This window comes from Pseudomonas sp. NFX1, assembly GCF_051123555.1.
In the GTDB taxonomy this organism is placed as follows: Bacteria; Pseudomonadota; Gammaproteobacteria; order Pseudomonadales; family Pseudomonadaceae; genus Aquipseudomonas; species Aquipseudomonas capeferrum.
This window is the reverse complement of the sequence record NZ_CP169366.1, coordinates 4907746-4927899: the sequence shown is the minus strand read 5'-3', so window position 1 is coordinate 4927899 and position 20154 is coordinate 4907746. Positions and strand designations below refer to the sequence as shown.

Annotated in this window: 21 protein-coding genes; 6 read left to right on the top strand and 15 right to left on the bottom strand. The window is 62.7% G+C overall.

The features are described 5' to 3' along the window. Nucleotides 1–17 precede the first annotated feature (17 nt). Nucleotides 18–1532: a threonine ammonia-lyase, biosynthetic gene (gene ilvA, locus DJ563_RS22220; protein ID WP_274097561.1), complete on the bottom strand. Its 1515-nt coding sequence runs from the start codon at nt 1530–1532 to the stop codon at nt 18–20. 133 nt (nt 1533–1665) lie between these two features. Here ilvA and rpiA point away from each other — a divergent pair, with 133 nt between their 5' ends. Then, nucleotides 1666–2340: a ribose-5-phosphate isomerase RpiA gene (rpiA, locus tag DJ563_RS22215; protein ID WP_033702077.1), complete on the top strand. Its 675-nt coding sequence runs from the start codon at nt 1666–1668 to the stop codon at nt 2338–2340. A 120-nt stretch (nt 2341–2460) separates the two neighbouring features. Here the strand turns inward: rpiA and DJ563_RS22210 are convergent, their stop codons facing one another. The 4 genes from DJ563_RS22210 to DJ563_RS22195 form a co-directional block, all read right to left on the bottom strand. Then, complete coding sequence (locus DJ563_RS22210; RefSeq protein ID WP_274097560.1) at nt 2461–3363, bottom strand: SdiA-regulated domain-containing protein; 903 nt, start codon at nt 3361–3363, stop codon at nt 2461–2463. A 91-nt stretch (nt 3364–3454) separates the two neighbouring features. Next, nucleotides 3455–4381 (bottom strand): SdiA-regulated domain-containing protein, encoded by a 927-nt coding sequence (locus DJ563_RS22205; protein ID WP_434518334.1) that lies wholly within the window; start codon nt 4379–4381, stop codon nt 3455–3457. Between the two features lie 245 nt (nt 4382–4626). Beyond that, entirely contained in the window at nt 4627–5292 is a 666-nt protein-coding gene (locus DJ563_RS22200; protein WP_274097558.1) for a fumarylacetoacetate hydrolase family protein, read from the bottom strand. Between the two features lie 25 nt (nt 5293–5317). Next, nucleotides 5318–6715, bottom strand: a complete 1398-nt coding sequence (locus DJ563_RS22195; RefSeq protein ID WP_274097557.1) for an FAD-binding oxidoreductase — start codon at nt 6713–6715, stop codon at nt 5318–5320. Nucleotides 6716–6886: 171 nt separating this feature from the next. Here DJ563_RS22195 and serA point away from each other — a divergent pair, with 171 nt between their 5' ends. Beyond that, entirely contained in the window at nt 6887–8116 is a 1230-nt protein-coding gene (gene serA / locus DJ563_RS22190) for a phosphoglycerate dehydrogenase (RefSeq protein WP_027592284.1), read from the top strand. Nucleotides 8117–8198: 82 nt separating this feature from the next. Here serA and DJ563_RS22185 read toward each other — a convergent pair whose 3' ends face one another. Continuing rightward, complete coding sequence (locus DJ563_RS22185) at nt 8199–8678, bottom strand: DUF4399 domain-containing protein (protein ID WP_047582145.1); 480 nt, start codon at nt 8676–8678, stop codon at nt 8199–8201. 199 nt (nt 8679–8877) lie between these two features. Here DJ563_RS22185 and DJ563_RS22180 point away from each other — a divergent pair, with 199 nt between their 5' ends. Then, nucleotides 8878–9366 (top strand): transporter substrate-binding domain-containing protein, encoded by a 489-nt coding sequence (locus DJ563_RS22180; RefSeq protein WP_274097556.1) that lies wholly within the window; start codon nt 8878–8880, stop codon nt 9364–9366. A gap of 6 nt (nt 9367–9372) precedes the next feature. Here DJ563_RS22180 and DJ563_RS22175 read toward each other — a convergent pair whose 3' ends face one another. Together DJ563_RS22175 and DJ563_RS22170 are read right to left on the bottom strand one after the other, a co-directional pair. After that, nucleotides 9373–9870 (bottom strand): DUF523 domain-containing protein, encoded by a 498-nt coding sequence (locus tag DJ563_RS22175; protein WP_274097555.1) that lies wholly within the window; start codon nt 9868–9870, stop codon nt 9373–9375. Continuing rightward, nucleotides 9857–10489: a 2OG-Fe(II) oxygenase gene (locus DJ563_RS22170; protein WP_033702087.1), complete on the bottom strand. Its 633-nt coding sequence runs from the start codon at nt 10487–10489 to the stop codon at nt 9857–9859. The genes DJ563_RS22175 and DJ563_RS22170 overlap by 14 nt, the downstream gene beginning before the upstream one ends. Before the next feature lie 113 nt (nt 10490–10602). Here DJ563_RS22170 and DJ563_RS22165 point away from each other — a divergent pair, with 113 nt between their 5' ends. Next, a complete protein-coding gene (locus DJ563_RS22165; RefSeq protein WP_434518333.1) occupies nt 10603–11355 on the top strand; it encodes a DUF2059 domain-containing protein in 753 nt (250 codons plus the stop codon). Here the strand turns inward: DJ563_RS22165 and DJ563_RS22160 are convergent, their stop codons facing one another. Further along, nucleotides 11356–12282 carry an alpha/beta hydrolase gene (locus tag DJ563_RS22160; protein WP_033702090.1) on the bottom strand — a complete coding sequence of 309 codons (927 nt, stop codon included), beginning with the start codon at nt 12280–12282 and terminating at the stop codon, nt 11356–11358. It abuts the gene before it with no gap. A 235-nt stretch (nt 12283–12517) separates the two neighbouring features. Here DJ563_RS22160 and DJ563_RS22155 point away from each other — a divergent pair, with 235 nt between their 5' ends. Continuing rightward, nucleotides 12518–13075, top strand: coding sequence for a DUF6436 domain-containing protein (locus DJ563_RS22155; RefSeq protein WP_274100283.1), 558 nt, complete (start codon nt 12518–12520; stop codon nt 13073–13075). On the opposite strand, the gene DJ563_RS22150 is transcribed toward DJ563_RS22155, so the two are convergent. Then, a complete protein-coding gene (locus tag DJ563_RS22150) occupies nt 13054–13620 on the bottom strand; it encodes a sugar O-acetyltransferase (RefSeq protein ID WP_033702094.1) in 567 nt (188 codons plus the stop codon). The genes DJ563_RS22155 and DJ563_RS22150 overlap by 22 nt on opposite strands. Before the next feature lie 86 nt (nt 13621–13706). Here DJ563_RS22150 and DJ563_RS22145 point away from each other — a divergent pair, with 86 nt between their 5' ends. Beyond that, entirely contained in the window at nt 13707–16070 is a 2364-nt protein-coding gene (locus DJ563_RS22145) for a penicillin acylase family protein (RefSeq protein WP_434518332.1), read from the top strand. Nucleotides 16071–16097: 27 nt separating this feature from the next. On the opposite strand, the gene DJ563_RS22140 is transcribed toward DJ563_RS22145, so the two are convergent. The 5 genes from DJ563_RS22140 to DJ563_RS22120 form a co-directional block, all read right to left on the bottom strand. Further along, nucleotides 16098–16970, bottom strand: a complete 873-nt coding sequence (locus DJ563_RS22140; RefSeq protein ID WP_274100284.1) for a transporter substrate-binding domain-containing protein — start codon at nt 16968–16970, stop codon at nt 16098–16100. Continuing rightward, a complete protein-coding gene (locus tag DJ563_RS22135) occupies nt 16967–17740 on the bottom strand; it encodes an amino acid ABC transporter ATP-binding protein (RefSeq protein WP_274100285.1) in 774 nt (257 codons plus the stop codon). Before DJ563_RS22135 ends, DJ563_RS22140 begins: the two co-directional genes overlap by 4 nt. Beyond that, a complete protein-coding gene (locus DJ563_RS22130; protein ID WP_434518331.1) occupies nt 17737–18396 on the bottom strand; it encodes an amino acid ABC transporter permease in 660 nt (219 codons plus the stop codon). The genes DJ563_RS22135 and DJ563_RS22130 overlap by 4 nt, the downstream gene beginning before the upstream one ends. Further along, nucleotides 18377–19042: an amino acid ABC transporter permease gene (locus tag DJ563_RS22125; protein WP_274100287.1), complete on the bottom strand. Its 666-nt coding sequence runs from the start codon at nt 19040–19042 to the stop codon at nt 18377–18379. Before DJ563_RS22125 ends, DJ563_RS22130 begins: the two co-directional genes overlap by 20 nt. 183 nt (nt 19043–19225) lie before the next feature. Next, nucleotides 19226–20011, bottom strand: coding sequence for a MetQ/NlpA family ABC transporter substrate-binding protein (locus DJ563_RS22120; protein ID WP_274100288.1), 786 nt, complete (start codon nt 20009–20011; stop codon nt 19226–19228). Between the last annotated feature and the right edge of the window lie 143 nt (nt 20012–20154).

The following is a 20154-nucleotide window of genomic DNA, read 5'->3' as shown; positions in this document are numbered from 1 at the left end:
AGCCCCAGCTTAGCCGCTCAGCCCAGAAACAGCCGGTAAGCCGGGTTCTCGGTCTCGTCCCAATACGGGTAGCCGATCTTCGCCAAGGCCGCCGGCACCAGGTGGCGCTCGTCCTCCGGTACCTGCAGCCCCGCCACCACACGCCCGTCGGCCGCGCCGTGGTTACGGTAGTGGAACATCGAGATATTCCAGCGCCCGCCCAGTTTGTTGAGGAAGTTGAACAACGCACCCGGGCGCTCCGGGAACTCGAAGCGCAGCACGATCTCATCACTGGCACCGGCCGAATGGCCACCGACCATGTGCCGGATGTGCAGCTTGGCCAGTTCGTTGTCGGTCAGGTCGGTGACCGGGAAGCCCTGCTCGATCAACTGCTGCACCAGCACCGCGCGCGGGTCGTTGTCCGGGTGGGTCTGCACGCCGACGAAGATATGCGCCTCGTCGGAGGTGTGCTTGCGGTAGTTGAATTCGGTGATCTGGCGTTTGCCGATCGCTTCGCAGAAGGCCTTGAAGCTGCCAGGGCGCTCGGGGATGGTGACGGCGATGATCGCCTCGCGCTTCTCGCCCAGTTCGGCCCGCTCGGCCACATGGCGCAGGCGATCGAAGTTGACGTTGGCGCCCGAATCGATGGCGACCAGGGTCTGGCCGGACACACCGTACAGCTCGACATACTTCTTGATGCCGGCAACACCCAGGGCCCCGGCAGGCTCAGTGATCGAGCGGGTATCGTCGTAGATATCCTTGATTGCTGCGCAGATCTCATCAGTACTGACGGTAACCACCTCATCCACGTGCAGGCGGCAGATATCGAACGTGTGCTGGCCGATCTGCGCCACCGCCACACCGTCGGCGAACAGCCCGACCTGCGGCAGCACCACGCGCTCGCCCGCTGCCATCGCGGCCTGCAAGCAGTTGGAGTCGTCCGGCTCGACGCCGATCACCTTGATTTCCGGGCGCAGGTACTTCACGTAGGCGGCGATACCGGCGATCAGGCCGCCGCCACCGACCGGCACGAAGATCGCGTCCAGCCGGCCTGGGTGCTGACGCAGGATTTCCATGGCCACGGTGCCCTGGCCGGCGATGGTGTGCGGGTCGTCATAAGGGTGGATATAGACGAAGCCCTTTTCGTCGACCAGCTTCAGCGAGTAGGCCAGCGCCTCGGGGAACGAATCGCCATGCAGCACCACCTTGCCGCCACGCGAACGCACGCCTTCGATCTTGATCTCCGGGGTGGTCTTGGGCATCACGATCGTGGCCTTGATGCCCAGCTCGCGGGCCGCCAGGGCCAGGCCCTGGGCATGGTTGCCAGCCGAAGCGGTGACCACACCGCGGGCCAGTTCTTCCGGGCTCAATTGCGCCAGCTTGTTGTACGCCCCACGGATCTTGAACGAGAACACCGGCTGCAGGTCTTCACGCTTGAGCAAAATCTGGTTGCCCAGGCGCTTGCTCAGCTGCCCGGCGCTTTGCAGCGGGGTTTCGACAGCGACGTCGTAGACGCGCGAGGTGAGGATCTTCTTGACGTACTGTTCGAGCATCGGGAAAGCATCACTGGCCGCAGGACAAGGGCTGCGAGTCTACCCCAGCGCTACGTCGGGCGACCACAGCAAAGCCGCGCAAGCCGTTATACTAAGCCCCTTTGAAACCTCCCCCGCCCCTCTCGGAGCCCGCATGACCCAGGACCAACTCAAACAGGCCGTCGCCCAGGCCGCTGTCGACTTCATTCTGCCCAAGCTGGATGAAAAGAGCGTCGTCGGCGTCGGTACCGGTTCGACCGCCAACTTCTTCATCGACGCCCTGGCTCAGCACAAGACCGCCTTCGACGGCGCGGTCGCCAGCTCCGAGGCCACTGCCCAGCGTCTGAAGGGCCATGGTATCCCGGTCTACGAGCTGAACAGCGTCAGCGAGCTGGAGTTCTATGTGGACGGTGCCGACGAGAGCGACGCGCACCTGAACCTGATCAAGGGCGGTGGCGCGGCCCTGACCCGCGAGAAGATCGTCGCGGCCGTGGCCAAGACCTTCATCTGCATTGCCGACGCCAGCAAGCTGGTGCCGGTGCTGGGCGCCTTCCCGCTGCCGGTCGAAGTGATCCCGATGGCCCGCAGCCACGTGGCGCGCCAGCTGGTCAAACTGGGCGGTGACCCGGTGTACCGCGAAGGCGTGCTGACCGACAACGGCAACGTGATCCTGGATGTGTACAACCTGCAGATCACCAACCCGGTCGAGCTGGAAGCGCAGATCAATGCGATCGTCGGCGTGGTCACCAACGGGCTGTTCGCGGCACGTCCGGCGGACCTGCTGCTGCTGGGCACCGCTGAAGGCGTGCAGAGCCTGAAGGCCGAGTAACCCCTCCTTCACGGGGCAAGTCCGATCGCCGCACCGCCGCGCCCACAGATCCCCGCCCCTTCAATCCAGCGGGGCGGCCGTGGGGCGGGCTTTGCCCCGCGAAGCGGCCCTCAAGGCCAATCAATCTGCCGGCTGTTTGAACACATAGAACAAGTTCGGCTCACTGACCAGGTAAATGGTCCCGGCCTCGTCCATCGCGATCCCTTCCGCCTGCGGCACCGTCTGCTTCAACCCCTGGTACCCCTTGCGCAATGACAGGGTGCTCAGTGGCCTGCCCTTCACGTCCAGCTCCAGCACCAGCCGCGATTCGTCCGACAACGCCAGGAGATGGCCGCTGCGTTCATCAAACTGCAAACTGGACAGATCCCGTACGAACAACCGCGAATCACGCTTGCGATCCTGCACCACATTCACGGCATAAGGCTGCTCGGGGTTTTCATGCGGGAAGCCATGCACTTCGTAGATCAGCATCGGGTCACGCTCCTTGGCCACGAACAAGCGCTTACCGGCCGAGTCGTAAGCCAACCCCTCGAAGCCCTTGTTGCCGTTCAGGCCAATGCCCAAGGTCAACTGCTCGGCATCGCCGGCATCGAGGAACAGCGTGTCGTCGTCAAGGCGCACGCGAATCAGCCGCTGCTGGCGCTCATCGGTGATCACATAGCTGTTGGGCCCCACGTACTCCACCGCTTCCGGGTCGCCGAAGCCGGTCAGCGGCACCCGCCGCAGGATGCGGCCGTCCAGCGACAGCTCGATCAGCTCCGAGCGTGCATTGGTGACGGTGAACAGGGTCTTGCGGTCGGGGTCGTAGGTCAGGGCCGAAATGTCGTCATCCAGCCCCTCGACAGGCTGCGCCTCGACCACTACCCGATAGCGGTCCAGGCCAATGCCTTGTTCGGCAGGCTGCCACCAGGTCTTGAGGTTGAACCAGCCCCGCTCGAACAGGCGAAACTCTTGCCCGGCCCAACCGAGCAAGAGCAGGCCAATGAAGACCGGGATCAGTGACAGGCGAAGAAAACGACGCATTTGAGGCAGACTCGACGAAGGGGTGGCGAATCTAACCACGAACAACTGAACTAAAGCTTAATGCCATCATCCGAAAAATCAGATGATCGTGTCAGTTTTTCTTGAAACGATAGAAAAGCGCCGGCTCGCTGACCATGTACAGGTTGCCCTTGTCGTCCATGGCCACGCCTTCGGCACGCGGAATGGTGTCTTCAAGGCCGTTGAAACCACCCAGCAAGGTCATGAAGCTCACTTGCTGGCCCTGCTCATCCAGCTCCAGCAACATGTTGGAGTCTGCCGACAGCACCAGCATGTGCCCGGTACGCGGGTCGACGCCAAGGGCCGAAAGGTTGCGCAGGTCGAGTTCATCACTGGGCAGCGGCTGTTTATCGCCCTTGAGCGGGCTACGGCCATCGGTGCTCCAGGTGTACAGCTTGGGCGGGCGCTCTTCACCGATCACCAGGCGTTGGCGCAAAGGGTCCCAGGCCACGGCTTCGAAGCCCTTGTTGCTCTTCACCGACTTGCCCAGGTCGTAGCTTGGGAAATCGTCGTGGTTGAGCGACGTGGTGTGCGCATCCACCTTGACCACGGTCAGGTCGTGCAGCCGCTCGTCGACGATCGCCAGGTGCCCACCCTCCATCACCGCCACCCCTTCCGGGTTGTTCCAGCCCTGCAGCGGGATCTGGCGCAGCACATTGCCGTCCAGGCTCAGCTCGACCAGGAACGGGTTCTTGCCCATGACGGCGAACAGGGTGCGGGTTTGCGGGTTGAAGGCGATGTCCGAGGCTTCGTCATCGTCCATACCTGGCAGGGGTTTGGCGTCGATATCGACCTGGTAGGCCGGCAACCACACGCTCTCGCTCTGCTCGGCCGTGCTTTCAAAGCTTTCCTGGACCCACAGTGCCCCGCGGTCGTCCCAGTGCATGGCCACGGCGACGCCATAGCCGATGACCGCAGCAACTGCCAGGCCAAAGGGCCAGCGCAGGTAGAAGCGTCGCTTGGGCTTTGCAGAAACGGGGGCGCCGGAAGGCAATGCCATGCAGAGTTATCCTGGGTGAATGGGCGAAGGTTTGCGCATTATCCAGATACCGTGTGAAAAAACGGTAAAAACCCGCCAGGTTACATCGGTGTGTGTGTGTGTGTAGGAGCGGCCTTGCCGGGGCGCCGGACCGGTCGGAAAGGGGTGCGAAGCAGCCCCGGGTATTGGCGGCGACGCTGAAATCGAGGGGCCGCTTTGCGGCCCGTTCGCGACGCAAGGCCGCTCCTACACAAGGCGGTGCCAGGTTAGAGCACCCGGCTTTCGAAGCGGCTGACACCCGGCAGTTCCAACACCAGCTCATCACCGACATTGAACGGGCCTACGCCAGCGGGTGTACCGGTCAGAATCACGTCACCGGCCTGCAGCGAGAACTGCGCAGCGATGTGCTGGATGATCGGCACGATCGGGTTGAGCATCATCGCGCTGGTGCCGTCCTGCACCACTTCGCCATTGAGGGTCAGGCGCACCGGGATGTCAGTCACGTCCTCGAAACTGGACGCCGAAACGAACGGCGGCAGCACGCAGGCACCGTCGAAGCTCTTGCTTAGCTCCCACGGCAGGCCCTTTTCCTTGAGTTTGGCCTGCACATCGCGCAGGGTCAGGTCGAGTGCCGGGGCGAAACCGGAGATGGCGTCGAGCACCTCCTCTTCGCTCGGCTTGGTCGACAGCGGCTTGCCAATCAGCACGGCGATTTCGGCCTCGTAGTGCACAACGCCACGGTCGGTCGGGATCTTGAAACCACCTTCCAGCGGCACCACGCAGCTACCCGGCTTGATGAACAGCAACGGCTCGCTGGGGATCGGGTTGTCCAGTTCCTTGGCATGCTCGGCATAGTTGCGGCCGATGCACACCACCTTGCCCAAGGGGAAGTGAATGCGCGTGCCGTCTACGTACTGGTGCTGGTAACTCATGGCCGACTCCTCTGGATACTGCTTTTTATTCAGGTGCGAAGATCTTACCCGGATTCATGATGCCGTTAGGGTCGAAAACGGCCTTTATTGCCTTCATGCAGGCGATTTCTTCGGGCGAGCGGCTGTAGCCCAAGTAGTCACGCTTGGTCATGCCCACACCATGCTCGGCGGAGATCGAGCCGTTGTAGCGCTGGACGATCTCGAACACCCACTTGTTGACCTTGGCGCACGAGGCAAAGAAGTCATCCTTGCTCATGGCGTCGGGTTTGAGGATGTTGAGGTGCAGGTTGCCGTCGCCGATATGGCCGTACCAGACCACTTCGTAATCCGGGTAATGCTCTGCGACGATGGCGTCGATATCACGCAGGAACGCAGGCACTTTCGACACGGTGACGGAAATGTCGTTCTTGTACGGCGTCCAGTGCGAGATGGTTTCGGACAGGTACTCGCGCAGCTTCCACAGGTTCTTCAACTGGGTTTCGCTCTGGCTCATCACCCCGTCCAGCACCCAGCCCTGCTCGACGCAGTGCTCGAAGGTAGCCAAGGCTTCGTTGGCGACCTCCTCGGTACTGGCCTCGAACTCCAGCAGCGCATAGAACGGGCAATCGGTCTCGAACGGCGCCGGCACGTCGCCACGGCCCATGATCTTGGCCAGGCCCTTGTCGGAGAAGAACTCGAAGGCGGTCAGGTCGAGCTTGCCCTGGAAGGCATGCAGCACCGGCATGATCGAGTCGAAGTCCGGCGTGCCCAGCACCATCGCGGTGAGGTTGCGCGGGGCGCGGTCCAGGCGCATGGTCGCCTCGACCACGAAGCCCAGCGTACCCTCGGCGCCAATGAACAGCTGGCGCAGGTCGTAGCCGGTGGCGTTCTTGATCAGGTCTTTGTTCAGTTCCAGCAGCTCGCCCTTGCCGGTGACCACTTTCAGCCCGGCCACCCAGTTGCGGGTCATACCGTAACGAATGACCTTGATCCCGCCGGCATTGGTACCGATGTTGCCGCCAATCTGGCTGGAGCCGCTGGAAGCGAAGTCCACCGGGTAATACAAGCCCTGTTCTTCGGCATAGGCCTGCAGCTGCCGCGTGATCACCCCTGGCTGGCAGACCACGGTGCGGTCGAAGGCATTGAAATCGAGAATCTGGTTCATGTAGTCGAAGGCGACCACGACTTCACCATTGGCGGCCACCGCGCCACCGGAAAGCCCGGTGCGCCCACCAGATGGCACCAAGGCCACCTTGTGCGCATTGGCCCAGCGCACAATCGCCTGCACTTGCTCGACAGTCTTGGGCAACACAATGGCAGTCGGCGCGGGCGGGTAATGCTTGGTCCAGTCCTTGCCATAGGCTTCGAGGGAAGCCGCGTCGGTCAGGACCTTGCCAGGGTCGACAAGGGTCATCAGTTCATCAATAACAGCGGGGTGGTTCATCGCTGGAACTCTCGACTTATTCATAGTCACCCTGAGCACTCTTCACCTGTCGGGATAAGCTCAGATTGTGTCGCGTATGCTAGCATAGCCCTCCCGCTGTTCATGCTAAGGCCGATGCCGCGCCTAGCATCACCCCTCGCCATTTTTTCTCCGGGATACAGGTTTACGCAGATGAGCAAGACTTCTCTCGACAAGAGCAAGATCAGGTTCCTTCTTCTTGAAGGTGTGCACCAGAACGCGGTCGATACCCTCAAGGCTGCCGGCTACACCAACATCGAATACCTCACTGGTTCGTTGCCGGAAGCCGAGCTGAAGGAAAAGATCGCCGATGCCCACTTCATCGGCATCCGTTCGCGCACGCAACTGACCGAAGAGATCTTCGACTGTGCGAAGAAGCTGGTCGCGGTTGGCTGCTTCTGCATCGGTACCAACCAGGTCGACCTGGAAGCGGCCCGCGAGCGCGGTATCGCCGTGTTCAACGCACCGTACTCCAACACCCGTTCGGTGGCCGAGCTGGTGCTGGCCGAAGCCATCCTGCTGCTGCGCGGCATCCCTGAGAAGAACGCTTCCTGCCACCGTGGCGGCTGGATCAAGAGCGCGGCCAATTCCTTCGAGATCCGCGGCAAGAAGCTGGGCATCGTCGGCTACGGCTCGATCGGCACCCAACTGTCGGTCCTGGCCGAGAACCTGGGCATGCAGGTCTACTTCTTCGACCCGCTGACCAAGCTGCCGCTGGGCAACGCTGTACAGGTCGCCAGCTTGCACGAGCTGCTGGGCCTGGCCGACATCGTGTCGCTGCACGTGCCTGAGCTGCCATCCACCCAGTGGATGATCGGCGAGAAGGAAATCCGCGCGATGAAGAAGGGTTCGATCCTGATCAACGCCGCCCGCGGCACCGTGGTCGAGCTGGATCACCTGGCCGCCGCGATCAAGGACAAGCACCTGATCGGCGCCGCCATCGACGTATTCCCGGTCGAGCCGCGCTCCAACGACGAAGAGTTCGAAAGCCCGCTGCGCGGCCTGGACAACGTGATCCTGACCCCGCACATCGGTGGTTCCACCGCCGAGGCCCAGGCCAACATCGGCCTGGAAGTTGCCGAGAAGCTGGTCAAGTACAGCGACAACGGTACTTCGGTGTCTTCGGTCAACTTCCCGGAAGTTGCCCTGCCGGCGCACCCAGGCAAACACCGCCTGCTGCACATCCACGAAAACATCCCGGGCGTGCTCAGCGAGATCAACAAGGTCTTCGCCGAGAACGGCATCAACATCTCCGGTCAGTTCCTGCAGACCAACGAGAAAGTGGGTTACGTGGTAATCGACGTCGACGCCGAATACTCGGACCTGGCGCAAGAGAAACTGCAGCACGTCAAGGGCACCATCCGCTCCCGCGTACTGTTCTAAGTTTCACTGCATCATGAAAAAGGGAGGCCCTGGTGGCCTCCCTTTTTCGTTTGGATCCTGGGCCTGCTGCGCAGGCCTTTTTTCACTCTTTCACAGTGACAGTGACCTTCTTCGATTCGACGCTCGGCTTGAACGGCACGTGATACTGGTCACCCAGCACCAGCTGCAAGGTGTGCTTGCCCGGCGTCAGGGTAATGGTCGCCTCGGTTTGTGCCTTGCCGAAGTGCAGCACTTGCGGGCCGGCCGGCAGCGGCGCGTTGTTCTCCGGCATCAGGCTGGTTGGCAGCGGCATGTCGGCCACCGGCTGCTTGTCGACATCCACCAGCAAATGGTGATGCCCGGTATGCGGGGTCTGGTCACCCGCAGGTTTTAGCCCCATGCCCTCGATGCCGAACTTCACGGTAAAGGTCTTGTCGACCGTTGCGCCATCGGCGGGAGAAACGATGAAGACCTTGGCATCCTTGGGCGGCTCCTGGCTCTTCAGGGCATCCGCGGCACTGGCGAACACCGAGGCCCCCATCAGCAGACCGGCTACGGCAGCACGCGAAAATAGGCTGTTCATTCACTTCTCCTGTGATTCACTTATTGACCGCCACCTGCAAACGATCGGCGGCGGTAGTTCACCATAGCCCACAAAGAGAAATATTTCAGTTAGGGTTAAACCTCGCCAAGGCTTCAAGGTCATAGGCTGCGCTCGACCACGACGAGGAAGAAAGTCGTGGCGAAAGTTATTCAATTGCCAAAGGAAAAAGGGGCATTACATGCGTTCGACCATAGGTGTACTGCTGGCAGTACTGATCACGCCATTGGCTCAAGCCGAGCTGATCGACGAAATCGCCGACCGGGGCGAACTGCGCATTGCCGTGCAGGCCGACAACTCGCCGTATGCGTTCAAGGAAAACGACCACCTGACGGGCTTTGAAATCGACTTCGGCCAAGCGTTGGCCAAGCAACTGGACCTGCGTGCCGAGTTCATCGAAACGCCTGCGGCCGAAGTGCTGCCAGGTGTCGAAAGCGGCAAGTACGACATCACCCTGACCCCGTCGGACAACGCGCCCAAAGCCGATACACCGTTCGACCTGAGCCAGCCTTTTGGCGAGAAAAAGCTGGTCATCCCGTTCCAGAAGGACAACCCGGCATTCGAGAGCGCGGTGAACAACGCCTTGCAGCGCCTCAAGGACAGCGGGCGCACAGCGGAGCTTGAGCAGAAGTGGTTCAAGGGTGTGCAGGAGACGGCTGCAGGCCAGTGACCGCGCCTACACGTTCGCCAGCGCCTGCTGCGCTTCATCCAGCTCCAGCTCACTGAACACCAGCACCCCCTCGCGCCGCAGCAAGGCTGTGGTCACCCCTTCCCCCGGCACCTTCACCCCACTGAAGGTGCCATCGTAGGTCAGGCGATTACCGCACGAGGGGCTGCCGGACTTGAGCACCGCGACCCGAATCCCGTGCCGGCGCACCAGCGCCAATGCCAGTTGAGCACCCGCCAGGAAGGCGTCGCTGACGTCCTCACCGGTCACCGTCAACACCTGTGCCTGGCCGTCGAGCACTTCGCTGCCCTGCCCGCCGGGGATCTCCGCAGGCGGGCGCGGGGTCGGCAGGCCGCCGGCCACTTCCGGGCACAACGGCACCACCCGCCCTTCGCCCTGCCAGCACTGCAACAGGCCCGGGTGGCCACTGGCGCGGCCGTCATAGCGCACCGGCTGCCCCAGCAGGCAAGCGCTGACGAGTACTTTGGGCAGCTCAGAACGGGTCATTGCCACGCCTGCGGAACCAGCCGGTCAATGACAGGCGCTCACGCCCGGCCGGCAACACCTCATGGGGCACATCGCCCGCCAGAAACACCACCAGGCAGCCGGCCACAGGCTGCACATCGTGCTCGACACCATTGGCCAGGAACATGCGTAACTGGCCGCCATCCTGCGGCTGCCAGCCTTCGTTCAGGTAGAACACCGCCGAGACCATGCGCCGGTCATCGTCACGGAAGCGATCCAGGTGACGGCGGTAGAACGCCCCTGGTGGATACAGGGCGAAATGGCATTCGAAGTCTTCCAGGCCGAGAAACAGCCCCTGGTTGATGGCCAGGCGCAGCTGGTCCATGGCTGCCAGGTACTGGTCGCAGGCTGCGGCCTGGCCGGGGTCGATCCACTGGATCTGGTCGCCGCGGATCGCCTCGCGTACCTCCTGTGAAGCCCCGCGCCCGACCCCAGCCGGGTTGAGTTCGCCTTCGGCATCACGGCGCCGGCACTCGGCCGCCAGCGCGCGCACCAGGTCGGCAGGCAGAAAGAGCGCCTGCTGGGACCAGCCATGGGTGGCCAGATCGTCGACGACGGCCGCAAGCATCGGGTGTTCAGGGGAGGTGTGCATGGCGCGCATCATATCCATTAGCCTTTCACTCGCACAGCGCCACTTGGCTGAGAAGCGCGCGGGTATCTCGACAAACCGACGCTGGGACAAGGACAATGGCAGCCTGCCGACAGGAGTCCTGAATGCGCCGTCTGTTTTCCCTGATTCTGCTGATGATCTGCGCCATGCCTGTCTGGGCAGACAACCTGGATCAACTGTACAAGGCCGCCGGCTGGCCCGACCAGCGCGCCCACTTCAACGATGCCCTGAGCGCCGCCCAGGAACGCTATCGCAACAGCCTGCCGCCTGCGGTATACCAAGCGCTGGTCAACAACAGCAATCAGCGCTTCCAGGCCCAGGCCGTGGACCGTCGTGCCCAGGCGCAACTGCGCGCCACCCTGAACAACCCCGCACCCGCGCTGGCCTTCTTCCAGTCGCCGCTGGGCCGCAAGGTGGTGGCCGCCGAACTGCAGGCCACGCGCAAGGACCAATTGGCCAAGCATGCCAAGGGCCTGCCGAAGATCCAGGCCAGCGACGACCGCGTGCTGCTCATCGGCCACCTGGCCCAGGCGTTGCCAGCCCGCGAAGCGGGTGCCGAAGTCAGCCTGGCGATTGCCGGCGTCGCCGCCGACAGCCTCAGCTCGATGATCCCCGGCCTGTTCGGCGGCGGTCAGGCCCAGGGCCTGCTCGACGGCCAGCGCCAGCGGCTGATGAACCAGATCGGCGAAGACCTCAACAATACCCTGCTGTATGTCTACCGCGACTTGTCCGACGCTGAGCTTGAAGCGTTTGCCACCTTCGCCGAGTCGACCGAAGGCAAGGCGTATTACCAGGCGGCACTGGCAGCGGTGCGCGCGGGGCTGGCGGTGGGCCAGAGCGCTGCCGACCTCAAGTGATCAGCCCAGGCGCTGGTCGATGAAGGCGAAGTAACGCTGGCGAATGCCGGGCAGTTCATTGGCCAGGTGGTGCCGCGCGTCGGGCAGCATCAGGATCTGCGGCTCGGTGAACTTGGCCTTGAGCACTTCGAGGTTGTAGGGCCAGTCTACCGTGCCATCCGCCTCACCCTGCACGATCAAGGGCCGCCGCGTGCTGCGTGGCGCCGCTTCTATGCGCTTGACCCAGGCGATCAGTGCACCGACCCATGCGGTCGGGAGGCGGCGCGGTTGCAGCGGGTCGGCCTCCAGGAACGTCAGGAATGCCGGGTCATTGGTGTTCTCACTGAACCGCCGTTCGATACCGTTGACGAAATGGCGCAGCACACAGTAGCTGAACTTCGACCACCGCCAGGCACTGGGCCGCACCAGCGGTGCAAGCAGGATCACCTGCCCGTCGGCCGGGCTTTGCTCGCCCCGGTGCAACAGGTGGTCGACCACGATGGCGCCACCCGTACTCTGCCCGCACAGGTGCCATGGGCGCGGCAGGTCCAGCCTGCGTGCTTGCTCGAACAGGGTATCGAGCACCTGCTGATACAGCGAGAAGTCGCTGATGCTGGCCCGCTCACCACTGGACAGGCCATGCCCGGGCAGGTCGCAGCTGATCACCGCGTAGCCCTGGCCCAGCGCCCACTCGATCACATGCCGGTAGAGGCCCATGTGGTCGTAATAGCCATGCAGCAGGAATACGGTAGCCACCGGCTGCGGCGGTAGCCAGACTTGCCCGACCACATCGAACCCAGCCGCCTGGAAGCCACCCAGCCAGCGCTGTACGGGCAGATCCAGGCCGTAGAAATGCTGGTAATCCCGACCCTGCGCCGACAACGGCTGGCGATCGGTCAAGGGCGCCAGGCTGGCGCGCAGAAGGTCGGGGAGCAAGGCAGCGGGCATCGGGTACATCCAGAGCGAAGCGAGTATTGATCTGTGATATTCAGCTCTGAGCCTCAACGTGGCAAGCTTGGTCACTTACCAATGCCTGGCATCGGTCCTTGTAGGAGCGGCCTTGCGTCGCGAACGGGGTGCGGAGCAGCCCCGGCATTGTCGGCGGCGAAGCTGAAATCCTGGGGCTGCTCCGCACCCCGTTCGCGACGCAAGGCCGCTCCTACAAAGGCCCGCGGACACCCTCATGAATACTCGCGTCATCAAACTGCTTGCCCTGTTGCTCTGCATCCTCACCCTGTGGCTGGCCTACGACGCTTTCCAGGCCCGCTACCTGCGCACGTTCGACAACCAGGCCACCCTGTTCGACGGCAGCCAACTGCAACTGCCCCCCGAACTGGCCGGCCCCGGGCCGATCCGCGTCGTGCACTTCTGGGACCCGGCCTGCCCGTGCAATGTCGGTAACCAACAACACCTGGGCGACTTGGTCAGCCAGTTCACAGGCCAGGGCGTCACTTTCCATGTGTTGCAAAAGCCCGGCAGCCACGGCCAGCTACCGGCGAACCTCACTGCCCTCAAGCCCCTCGCCAGCCTTCCTGGCAGCGAACACCTGCCCGCCTCCCCGGCCGTGGCCATTTGGGACCGGCAAGGCCACCTGGCCTACTTCGGCCCCTACAGCGAGGGCGCGGTGTGCAACGCCAGCAACAGCTTCATCGAGCCGATTATCAAGGCGTTGCTCGACGGCCGCCCAGTGACCGCCTCCAACACTCTGGCGGTGGGTTGCTACTGCCCTTGGGGCGCCTGACGCACCCGCGCCGGGTTACCCACCACCACTGCACCCGCGGGCACATCACGCGTCACCACGCTGCCCGCGCCGACCACCGCGTTGTCGCCAATGGTCACCCCCGGCAAGATGATCGCCCCGCCGCCAATCCACACATTATTGCCGAGGGTTACCGGCCGGCCGCTTTCAAGGCCGGTGCGGCGCAGCTCAGGGTCCAATGGGTGGTCGGCGGTGTAGATCTGCACCGCCGGGCCAATCTGGCAATCGTCGCCGATGTGCACCGGCAGCACATCGAGGATCACGCAGTTGAAGTTCATGAACGTATTGCTGCCAACGTTGATGTTGTAGCCGTAGTCGCAATAGAACGGCGGGCGGATCACCGTGCCTTCGCCGGCTTGGCCAAAGTGCTCGGCCAGCAGGCTGTGACGTGCGTCGTTGAGCAGTTCGAAGCTGTTGTTGTAGCGGTGCATCCAGTGCTTGTTGGCAATCTGCTCGGCCTGCAGCTCGGGGCAGCCAGCGTGGTAGAGCTGGCCGCTGAGCATTTTCTGTTTTTCGCTGAGGGACATGGAAACTCCTTTCGAGGGCTATGCTCTGTTCGCGAATCCGTCGATGATCGGACCACAGTTTCCGTTCTAATGCACAAGGAGTCTCGATGAAGCGCAGCCTGACCCTGTTGGCCGTGGTGATCGCCGTGGCCGCTGGCGCCGGTTACTGGTACGTGCACGGCAAGCTGCCGCAACGCGAGGGCGAGGTGCTGATCGCCGGCCTGCAGGCGCCGGTCAGTGTGCGCTACGACGGGCGCGGCGTGCCGCACCTGCAGGCGCAGAACGAACAGGACCTGTACCGCGCCTTGGGCTACGTGCATGCCCAGGACCGGTTGTTCCAGATGGAGATCATGCGCCGCCTGGCCCGAGGCGAGCTGGCCGAGGTGCTCGGCGACAAACTGCTGCCCACCGATACCCTGTTCCGCAGCCTGCGCATCCGCGATCAGGCGGCACTGATGGTGCAGCGGCTGGACCGCCAATCGCCCGCCTGGCAGGCCCTGCAAGCCTACCTTGAAGGCATCGAAAGCTGGCAGGCCAGCCACCCCAAGCCAATCGAATTCGACCTGCTGGGCATTACCCCACGTCCGTTCACTGCCGAAGACACCCTCAGCATCGCCGGCTACCTGGCCTACAGTTTCGCCGCCGCGTTCCGTACCGAGCCGGCATTGACCTACATCCGCGACCAGCTTGGCCCGCAGTACCTGAAGATCTTCGACCTCGACTGGCAGCCCGAGGGTGCCTTGGCTAGCCCCTTGGCCGCCGCCGACTGGCGCAGCCTGGAGGCACTTGCCCGGCTCAGCCATGACGCCCTGAACGACGCCGGTATCCCGCAGTTCGAAGGCAGCAACGCCTGGGCCGTTTCCGGCAGCCATACCCGCAGCGGCAAGCCCCTGCTGGCCGGTGACCCGCACATCAGTTTCGCAGTGCCGGCGGTGTGGTACGAGGCCGAACTGTCGGCGCCCGGGTTCAACCTCTACGGCTACTTCCAGGCCCTGAACCCCTTCGCACTGCTCGGGCACAACCGCGACTTCGGCTGGAGCCTGACCATGTTCCAGAACGATGACGTCGACCTGATCGCCGAACGGACCAACCCCGCCAACAGCGACCAGGTGATGATCGACGGCACATGGCAAACACTGGAAAAGACTGAACAGACCATTGCCGTCAAAGGCGAGGCTCCGGTCACCATCAGCCTGCGCCGCTCGCCCCATGGCCCGATCGTCAACGAGGTACTGGGCGCCAGCGCCGGGACCACGCCGGTGGCCATGTGGTGGGCCTTTCTTGAAACCGAAAACCCGATTCTCGACGGGTTCTACCAGCTCAACCGCGCCGACACCCTGGGCAAGATGCGCGAGGCCGCCGCCAAGGTTCAGGCGCCTGGGCTGAACTTCGTCTGGGCCAATGCCCGTGGCGATATCGGCTGGTGGGCAGCGGCACAACTGCCGATCCGCCCGCAAGGCGTCAACCCGACGTTCATCCTCGATGGCGCCAGCCCACAGGCGGACAAGCTCGGTTTCTACCCCTTCAGTACCAACCCGCAGCAAGAGAACCCGGCACGCGGCTACATCGTCTCGGCCAACTATCAGCCGCCCTCGGCCGTTCCCGTCCCGGGCTACTACAACTTGCCGGACCGCGGCCGCCAGCTCGACCGCCACCTGGCCAACCCTGACGTGAAGTGGGACACCCAGAACAGCCAGGCCTTGCAGCTGGACACCAACAGCGATTATGGCCCGCGCACCCTTGCCCCGTTGCTGGCGACGCTGCGCGCGGTGGCCGAGGGCGACGAGGAAAAAGAGCTGGTCGAGCAACTGGCCGCCTGGGCCGGTGACTACCCTCTGGACTCGACCAGCGCGACGCTGTTCAACCAGTTTCTCTATGAACTGGCATTCGCTGCCCTGCATGACGAACTGGGCGACACCTGGTTCCCGGTGCTGATCAGCACCCGTGCCATCGATGCCGCCCTGCCCCGCCTGGCAGCGGATGCCGCGTCGCCCTGGTGGAGCACCCGAGGTGCCAACGAACGTACCGACCGCGCGGCAATCGTGCGCATCGCCTGGCAGAAGAGCTTGAAGCACCTGCGCGATACCCTGGGCAGCGACCCGGCCAGTTGGCAATGGGGCAAGGCCCATACCTTGACCCATAACCATCCGCTCGGCGTGAAAAAGCCGCTGAACCTGCTGTTCAACGTCGGCCCGTTTGCCGCGCCAGGCACGCATGAGGTGCCCAACAATCTGTCGGCGAAGATCGGGCCGGCGCCATGGCCGGTGACTTATGGGCCTTCGACGCGAAGGCTGATCGACTTTGCCGATGCGGGGCAGGCATTGACGAGCAACCCGGTTGGGCAAAGTGGCGTGCCGTTTGACCAGCATTATGCGGATCAGGCCGAGGGCTATATCGAGGGGCAGTATCAGAAGGCACAGATGGGCGTGATACCGGCGCAGAGCACCTTGAAATTGGTGCCGGCTGAGTAAGGGCCGCTGTGCGGCCCCGTTAGCCGATCAACCCTGCCACTTGCCGCCTTCGACAATCACGCTCTCAGGCTTGGTGTCGTCGCTCAGCTCCTTGCGCACATACTGGTCATACAGCTTGAGCAGGAACTTCTCCTCGCCCAGCTTGGCCAGCTCCGCATTCACCCAGTCGCGCAACTCGGTGTTGCCCTTCTTCACCGCCGGCGCAATCGGTGCCTCGTCGCCCAGCAGCTCAGGCAGCACGCGGTAGCCTGGGTTCTGCTTGGCCCAGCTGAACAGAATCAGGTTGTCCTGGGCATAGGCATCGCCACGGCCCGTGGCCAGCGCTTGCAGCGACTCGCTGTTCTTCTCGAACTTGAGCAGCGTCCAGTCCGGGTGGTGCTTGGTCAGCCAGATATCGGCCGTGGTGCCCGTGGTGACGATGATGGTCTTGTCGGCCAGGTCGTCGAGCTTCTGCACCGCGCTGCCGTCGGCAACAATGGCCTGCACGGCGACACGCAGGTTGGGGTTGGTGAAGTCCACCGCTTCCTTGCGCTCCGGGGTCACGGTCATGTTGGCAAGGATCAGGTCGACCTTGTCACTCTGCAGGAACGGAATACGGCTGGCCGGCTCCACGGCAACGAATTCGACTTTGTTTTCATCGCCCAGCAGGTCCTTGGCCAGACGGCGACCGATGTCTGTATCGAAGCCCACGTAGCGGCCCTTTTCATCGACGAAGCCGAACGGCGGTTTGTCGGTGAACACGCCGACGATCAGCTTGTCGCGGGCCTTGATGGTTTCCAGGTAGCTGGTTGCAGGTGAGGCCGCCGCGGGTTTGGGGGGTTCTTCGGCCTTGTTGCAGCCGGCCAGCAAGGCCAGGCCGAACAACGGCGCCAGCAGTTTGGTGAAGTTGGCAGTTTTCATGACAGTTCCTTGTGCAGTGTCTTCGGCAGGCTTTCTACAAAGGAGAATTTCTCCAGGAACTGCTGCGCGCGTGCGGTCTGCGGTCGGGTGAAGAAGCTCTCGGGGTCGCTCTGTTCAAGGACCCTGCCGGCCTCCATGAACACGATGCGGTCGGCCACCGCGCGAGCGAAGGCCATTTCGTGGGTGACGATGAGCAAGGTCATGCCGTCGCGGGCCAGGCCCTGAATCACCTGCAGCACCTCCTTGACCATTTCCGGGTCGAGGGCCGCTGTGACTTCATCGAACAACATCACCTCGGGGTTCATGCACAGCGAGCGGACAATCGCGATGCGCTGCTGCTGGCCGCCAGACAGCTGCCGGGGGAAGGCATCGCGCTTGTCCAGCAGGCCCACCCGCGCCAGCAACGCCTCGGCCTGGGCCTGCGCTTCGGCCCGCTCGCGCTTTTGCACTTTGAGCGGGCCAAGCAGCAGGTTGTCGATCACATTCATGTGGCCGAACAGGTGGTAACTCTGGAACACCATGCCAACCCGCTGGCGCACCTGGCGCCAGTCGGTGCGCGGGTCGAGCAGTGCCTGGCCATCCAGGCGCAGTTGGCCACTGTGGGCGTGTTCAAGGCCATTCAGGCAGCGCAGCAAGGTGCTCTTGCCGCAGCCACTGGGCCCCAGCACCACCACCACTTCGCCGGCGTGCACCTGGAGGTCGACGTCCTTGAGCACCTGGTGCTCGCCAAAGAACTTGTTGAAACCCTGAAATTCGATCAATGCGCTCATACGTGTGCCCAACGGCGTTCCAGCACGTGCGAGGCGGCGGACAGCGGATAACAGATGATGAAGAAGAACAGAAACAACGCGCCGTAGATCAGCACCGACTCGTAGGTGCGCTCGATGATCTGCTGGCCGGCCTTGATCACCTCGACCACGCCGATCAATACCGCCAGCGAGCTGGTCTTGATGATCCGCGTGTAGATGTTGATGGTCGGCGGGGTCATGCGCTTGAGTGCCTGGGGCAGCAGTACGTAGCTATACAACTGCCAGCCGGACAGGCCAATCGACAGCCCGGCTTCACGTTGACCACGCGGCAGCGAATGCAGCGCACCGCGCACCACCTCACCGATTTCGCTGGCCCCCCAGAGGCCCAGCACCAGCACCGCGCACCAGAAACTGGGAATGCTCAGGGCGAAGAAGATCGGCAGGCCGAAAAACACCAAGTACAGCCAAACCAACACGGGGATGGCGCGAAACAGCTCCAGATAGATTTGCAGGGCGAGGTTCAGGCCACGGTTGCCAAGGCTGGCCAGCACGCCATACAGCACGCCGCCCAAGGTCGCGAAGAGGATGCCCAATGCCGAAATAGCCAAGGTCTGCGCGGCACCGCCGGCCAGTTGCGGCAGCGACACCAGCAACAGTTCAGGCGCCGAACTGGCCATGCTGCAGCCTCCTTTCCAGGTACCGCAGCAGCAACGACAGCGGCAGGAACAGCAGCACGCAGAGCAAGGTCAGCACGGCGAGCATTTCATAAGTCTTGTAGTACAACGCGATGTAGTTCTTGGTGGTGTAGAGGATCTCGGGTACGGCCACGGCGGAAACGACGGTGGTTTCCTTGAGCAGGAAGATGAAGTTGGCGAACAGCGCGGGCAGGCTGAGGACAGTGGCCTGGGGCAGGATCACATGCCGCAGCAATTGGCCTTCGGACAGACCGATGGAGCGCCCGGACTCCAACTGCGCCCGCGGCACCGCCTCGACACCGGCACGCAGCACCTCGGTCAGGTAGGCACCGCCCATGAAGGTCATGGTGAGGATCGCTGCGGTAAAACCGGAAATTTTCAGGCCCAGGCTGGGCAAGGCGAAATACACGAAGAACAGCTGGATCAGCAGCGGCGTATTGCGCGCCAGCTCCACATAGCCCTTTACCAGGCGCCACAGGTATGGCGTGCGCAATACCAGGATCGTGGCGTTGATCAGGGCCACCAGCGTCGAGGTGGCGATGGCGATCAGGCCTACCTGCAAGGTCACACCCACGGCCTTGAGAAATGCCGGCAGGGTGCTGAGGATGAATGCGATGTCGAAGGTCATGGGTAGAACAAGTCTGCAGTGTGCCCCGGCGCACGATCACTAGACTTTAATGATCTAAAAAATATTTAATAAATACCTTTATCGAATATGCATATCACAGGTTAACTTTGCCCTTGTCACGCGCACAAACAAAAACGCCGACATGAACGTGTCGGCGTTTTCAGGCTTGGGGCTACAACCGGATCAGAACGCCGGCAGTACCGCACCGCTGTATTTCTTGGCGATGAATTCCTTCACTTCCGGGCTGGTCAGGGCCTTGGCCAGCTTCTGGATGGCCTCGCTGTCCTTGTTGTCCGGGCGAGCCACCAGGAAGTTCACGTACGGCGAATCGGCACCTTCGATCACCAGCGCATCCTTGGCCGGGTTCAGGCCGGCTTCCAGGGCGTAGTTGGTGTTGATCATGTCCAGGTCAACCTGATCCAGCACACGCGGCAGCATGGCCGATTCCAACTCGCGGAATTTCAGCTTCTTCGGGTTCGTGGCGATGTCTTTCGGGGTCGCCAAGGCATTTTTCGGATCTTTCAGTGTGATCAGGCCAGCCTTCTGCAGCAGCAGCAGGGCACGGCCGCTGTTGCTGCCCTCGTTAGGGATGGCAACGGTGGCGCCTTCCTTCAGCTCGCTCAGGCTTTTGACCTTCTTCGAGTAGCCACCGAACGGTTCGACGTGCACGCCAACCACGGTTTCCAGGTGGGTGCCTTTGCCCTCGTTGAAGTTCTGCAGGTACGGCAGGGTCTGGAAGTAGTTGGCGTCCAGACGCTTCTGGTCAACCTGCACGTTGGGCTGCACGTAGTCGGTGAATACTTTGATCTGCAGGTCCACGCCTTCCTTGGCCAGGGTCGGCTTGATCAGCTCGAGAATCTCGGCATGCGGCACCGGAGTGGCAGCCACCACCAGCTTTTCGGCGGCATTGGCCAGGCCAGCGAGCGACAGGGCGGCGGCCAGGGCAGTGGTCAGCAGGGTCTTCTTCATGGTGGTCCTTGTTCTGAATCTGGGCCATCTGCGATGGCGAAGTCGGATGCCCTGCCCGTGTGGGGTGAGCGTGAAGCGGACAATACCGAGATTTCTTATACCGCAACAATATCTTTTAATTAGCTGCTTATTCCAAAAACAAA

Coding starts and splice junctions, on each gene's coding strand:
- rpiA (WP_033702077.1), top strand. CDS start 1,666: ATGACCCAGGACCAACTCAAACAGGCCGTCGCCCAGGCCGCTGTCGAC.
- DJ563_RS22200 (WP_274097558.1), bottom strand. CDS start 5,292: ATGAGTTACCAGCACCAGTACGTAGACGGCACGCGCATTCACTTCCCC.
- ilvA (WP_274097561.1), bottom strand. CDS start 1,532: ATGCTCGAACAGTACGTCAAGAAGATCCTCACCTCGCGCGTCTACGAC.
- DJ563_RS22155 (WP_274100283.1), top strand. CDS start 12,518: ATGAATACTCGCGTCATCAAACTGCTTGCCCTGTTGCTCTGCATCCTC.
- DJ563_RS22130 (WP_434518331.1), bottom strand. CDS start 18,396: ATGGCCAGTTCGGCGCCTGAACTGTTGCTGGTGTCGCTGCCGCAACTG.
- DJ563_RS22145 (WP_434518332.1), top strand. CDS start 13,707: ATGAAGCGCAGCCTGACCCTGTTGGCCGTGGTGATCGCCGTGGCCGCT.
- DJ563_RS22175 (WP_274097555.1), bottom strand. CDS start 9,870: ATGACCCGTTCTGAGCTGCCCAAAGTACTCGTCAGCGCTTGCCTGCTG.
- DJ563_RS22180 (WP_274097556.1), top strand. CDS start 8,878: ATGCGTTCGACCATAGGTGTACTGCTGGCAGTACTGATCACGCCATTG.
- DJ563_RS22205 (WP_434518334.1), bottom strand. CDS start 4,381: ATGGCATTGCCTTCCGGCGCCCCCGTTTCTGCAAAGCCCAAGCGACGC.
- DJ563_RS22210 (WP_274097560.1), bottom strand. CDS start 3,363: ATGCGTCGTTTTCTTCGCCTGTCACTGATCCCGGTCTTCATTGGCCTG.
- DJ563_RS22185 (WP_047582145.1), bottom strand. CDS start 8,678: ATGAACAGCCTATTTTCGCGTGCTGCCGTAGCCGGTCTGCTGATGGGG.
- DJ563_RS22150 (WP_033702094.1), bottom strand. CDS start 13,620: ATGTCCCTCAGCGAAAAACAGAAAATGCTCAGCGGCCAGCTCTACCAC.
- DJ563_RS22160 (WP_033702090.1), bottom strand. CDS start 12,282: ATGCCCGCTGCCTTGCTCCCCGACCTTCTGCGCGCCAGCCTGGCGCCC.
- DJ563_RS22165 (WP_434518333.1), top strand. CDS start 10,603: ATGCGCCGTCTGTTTTCCCTGATTCTGCTGATGATCTGCGCCATGCCT.
- DJ563_RS22125 (WP_274100287.1), bottom strand. CDS start 19,042: ATGACCTTCGACATCGCATTCATCCTCAGCACCCTGCCGGCATTTCTC.
- serA (WP_027592284.1), top strand. CDS start 6,887: ATGAGCAAGACTTCTCTCGACAAGAGCAAGATCAGGTTCCTTCTTCTT.
- DJ563_RS22120 (WP_274100288.1), bottom strand. CDS start 20,011: ATGAAGAAGACCCTGCTGACCACTGCCCTGGCCGCCGCCCTGTCGCTC.
- DJ563_RS22140 (WP_274100284.1), bottom strand. CDS start 16,970: ATGAAAACTGCCAACTTCACCAAACTGCTGGCGCCGTTGTTCGGCCTG.
- DJ563_RS22170 (WP_033702087.1), bottom strand. CDS start 10,489: ATGCGCGCCATGCACACCTCCCCTGAACACCCGATGCTTGCGGCCGTC.
- DJ563_RS22195 (WP_274097557.1), bottom strand. CDS start 6,715: ATGAACCACCCCGCTGTTATTGATGAACTGATGACCCTTGTCGACCCT.
- DJ563_RS22135 (WP_274100285.1), bottom strand. CDS start 17,740: ATGAGCGCATTGATCGAATTTCAGGGTTTCAACAAGTTCTTTGGCGAG.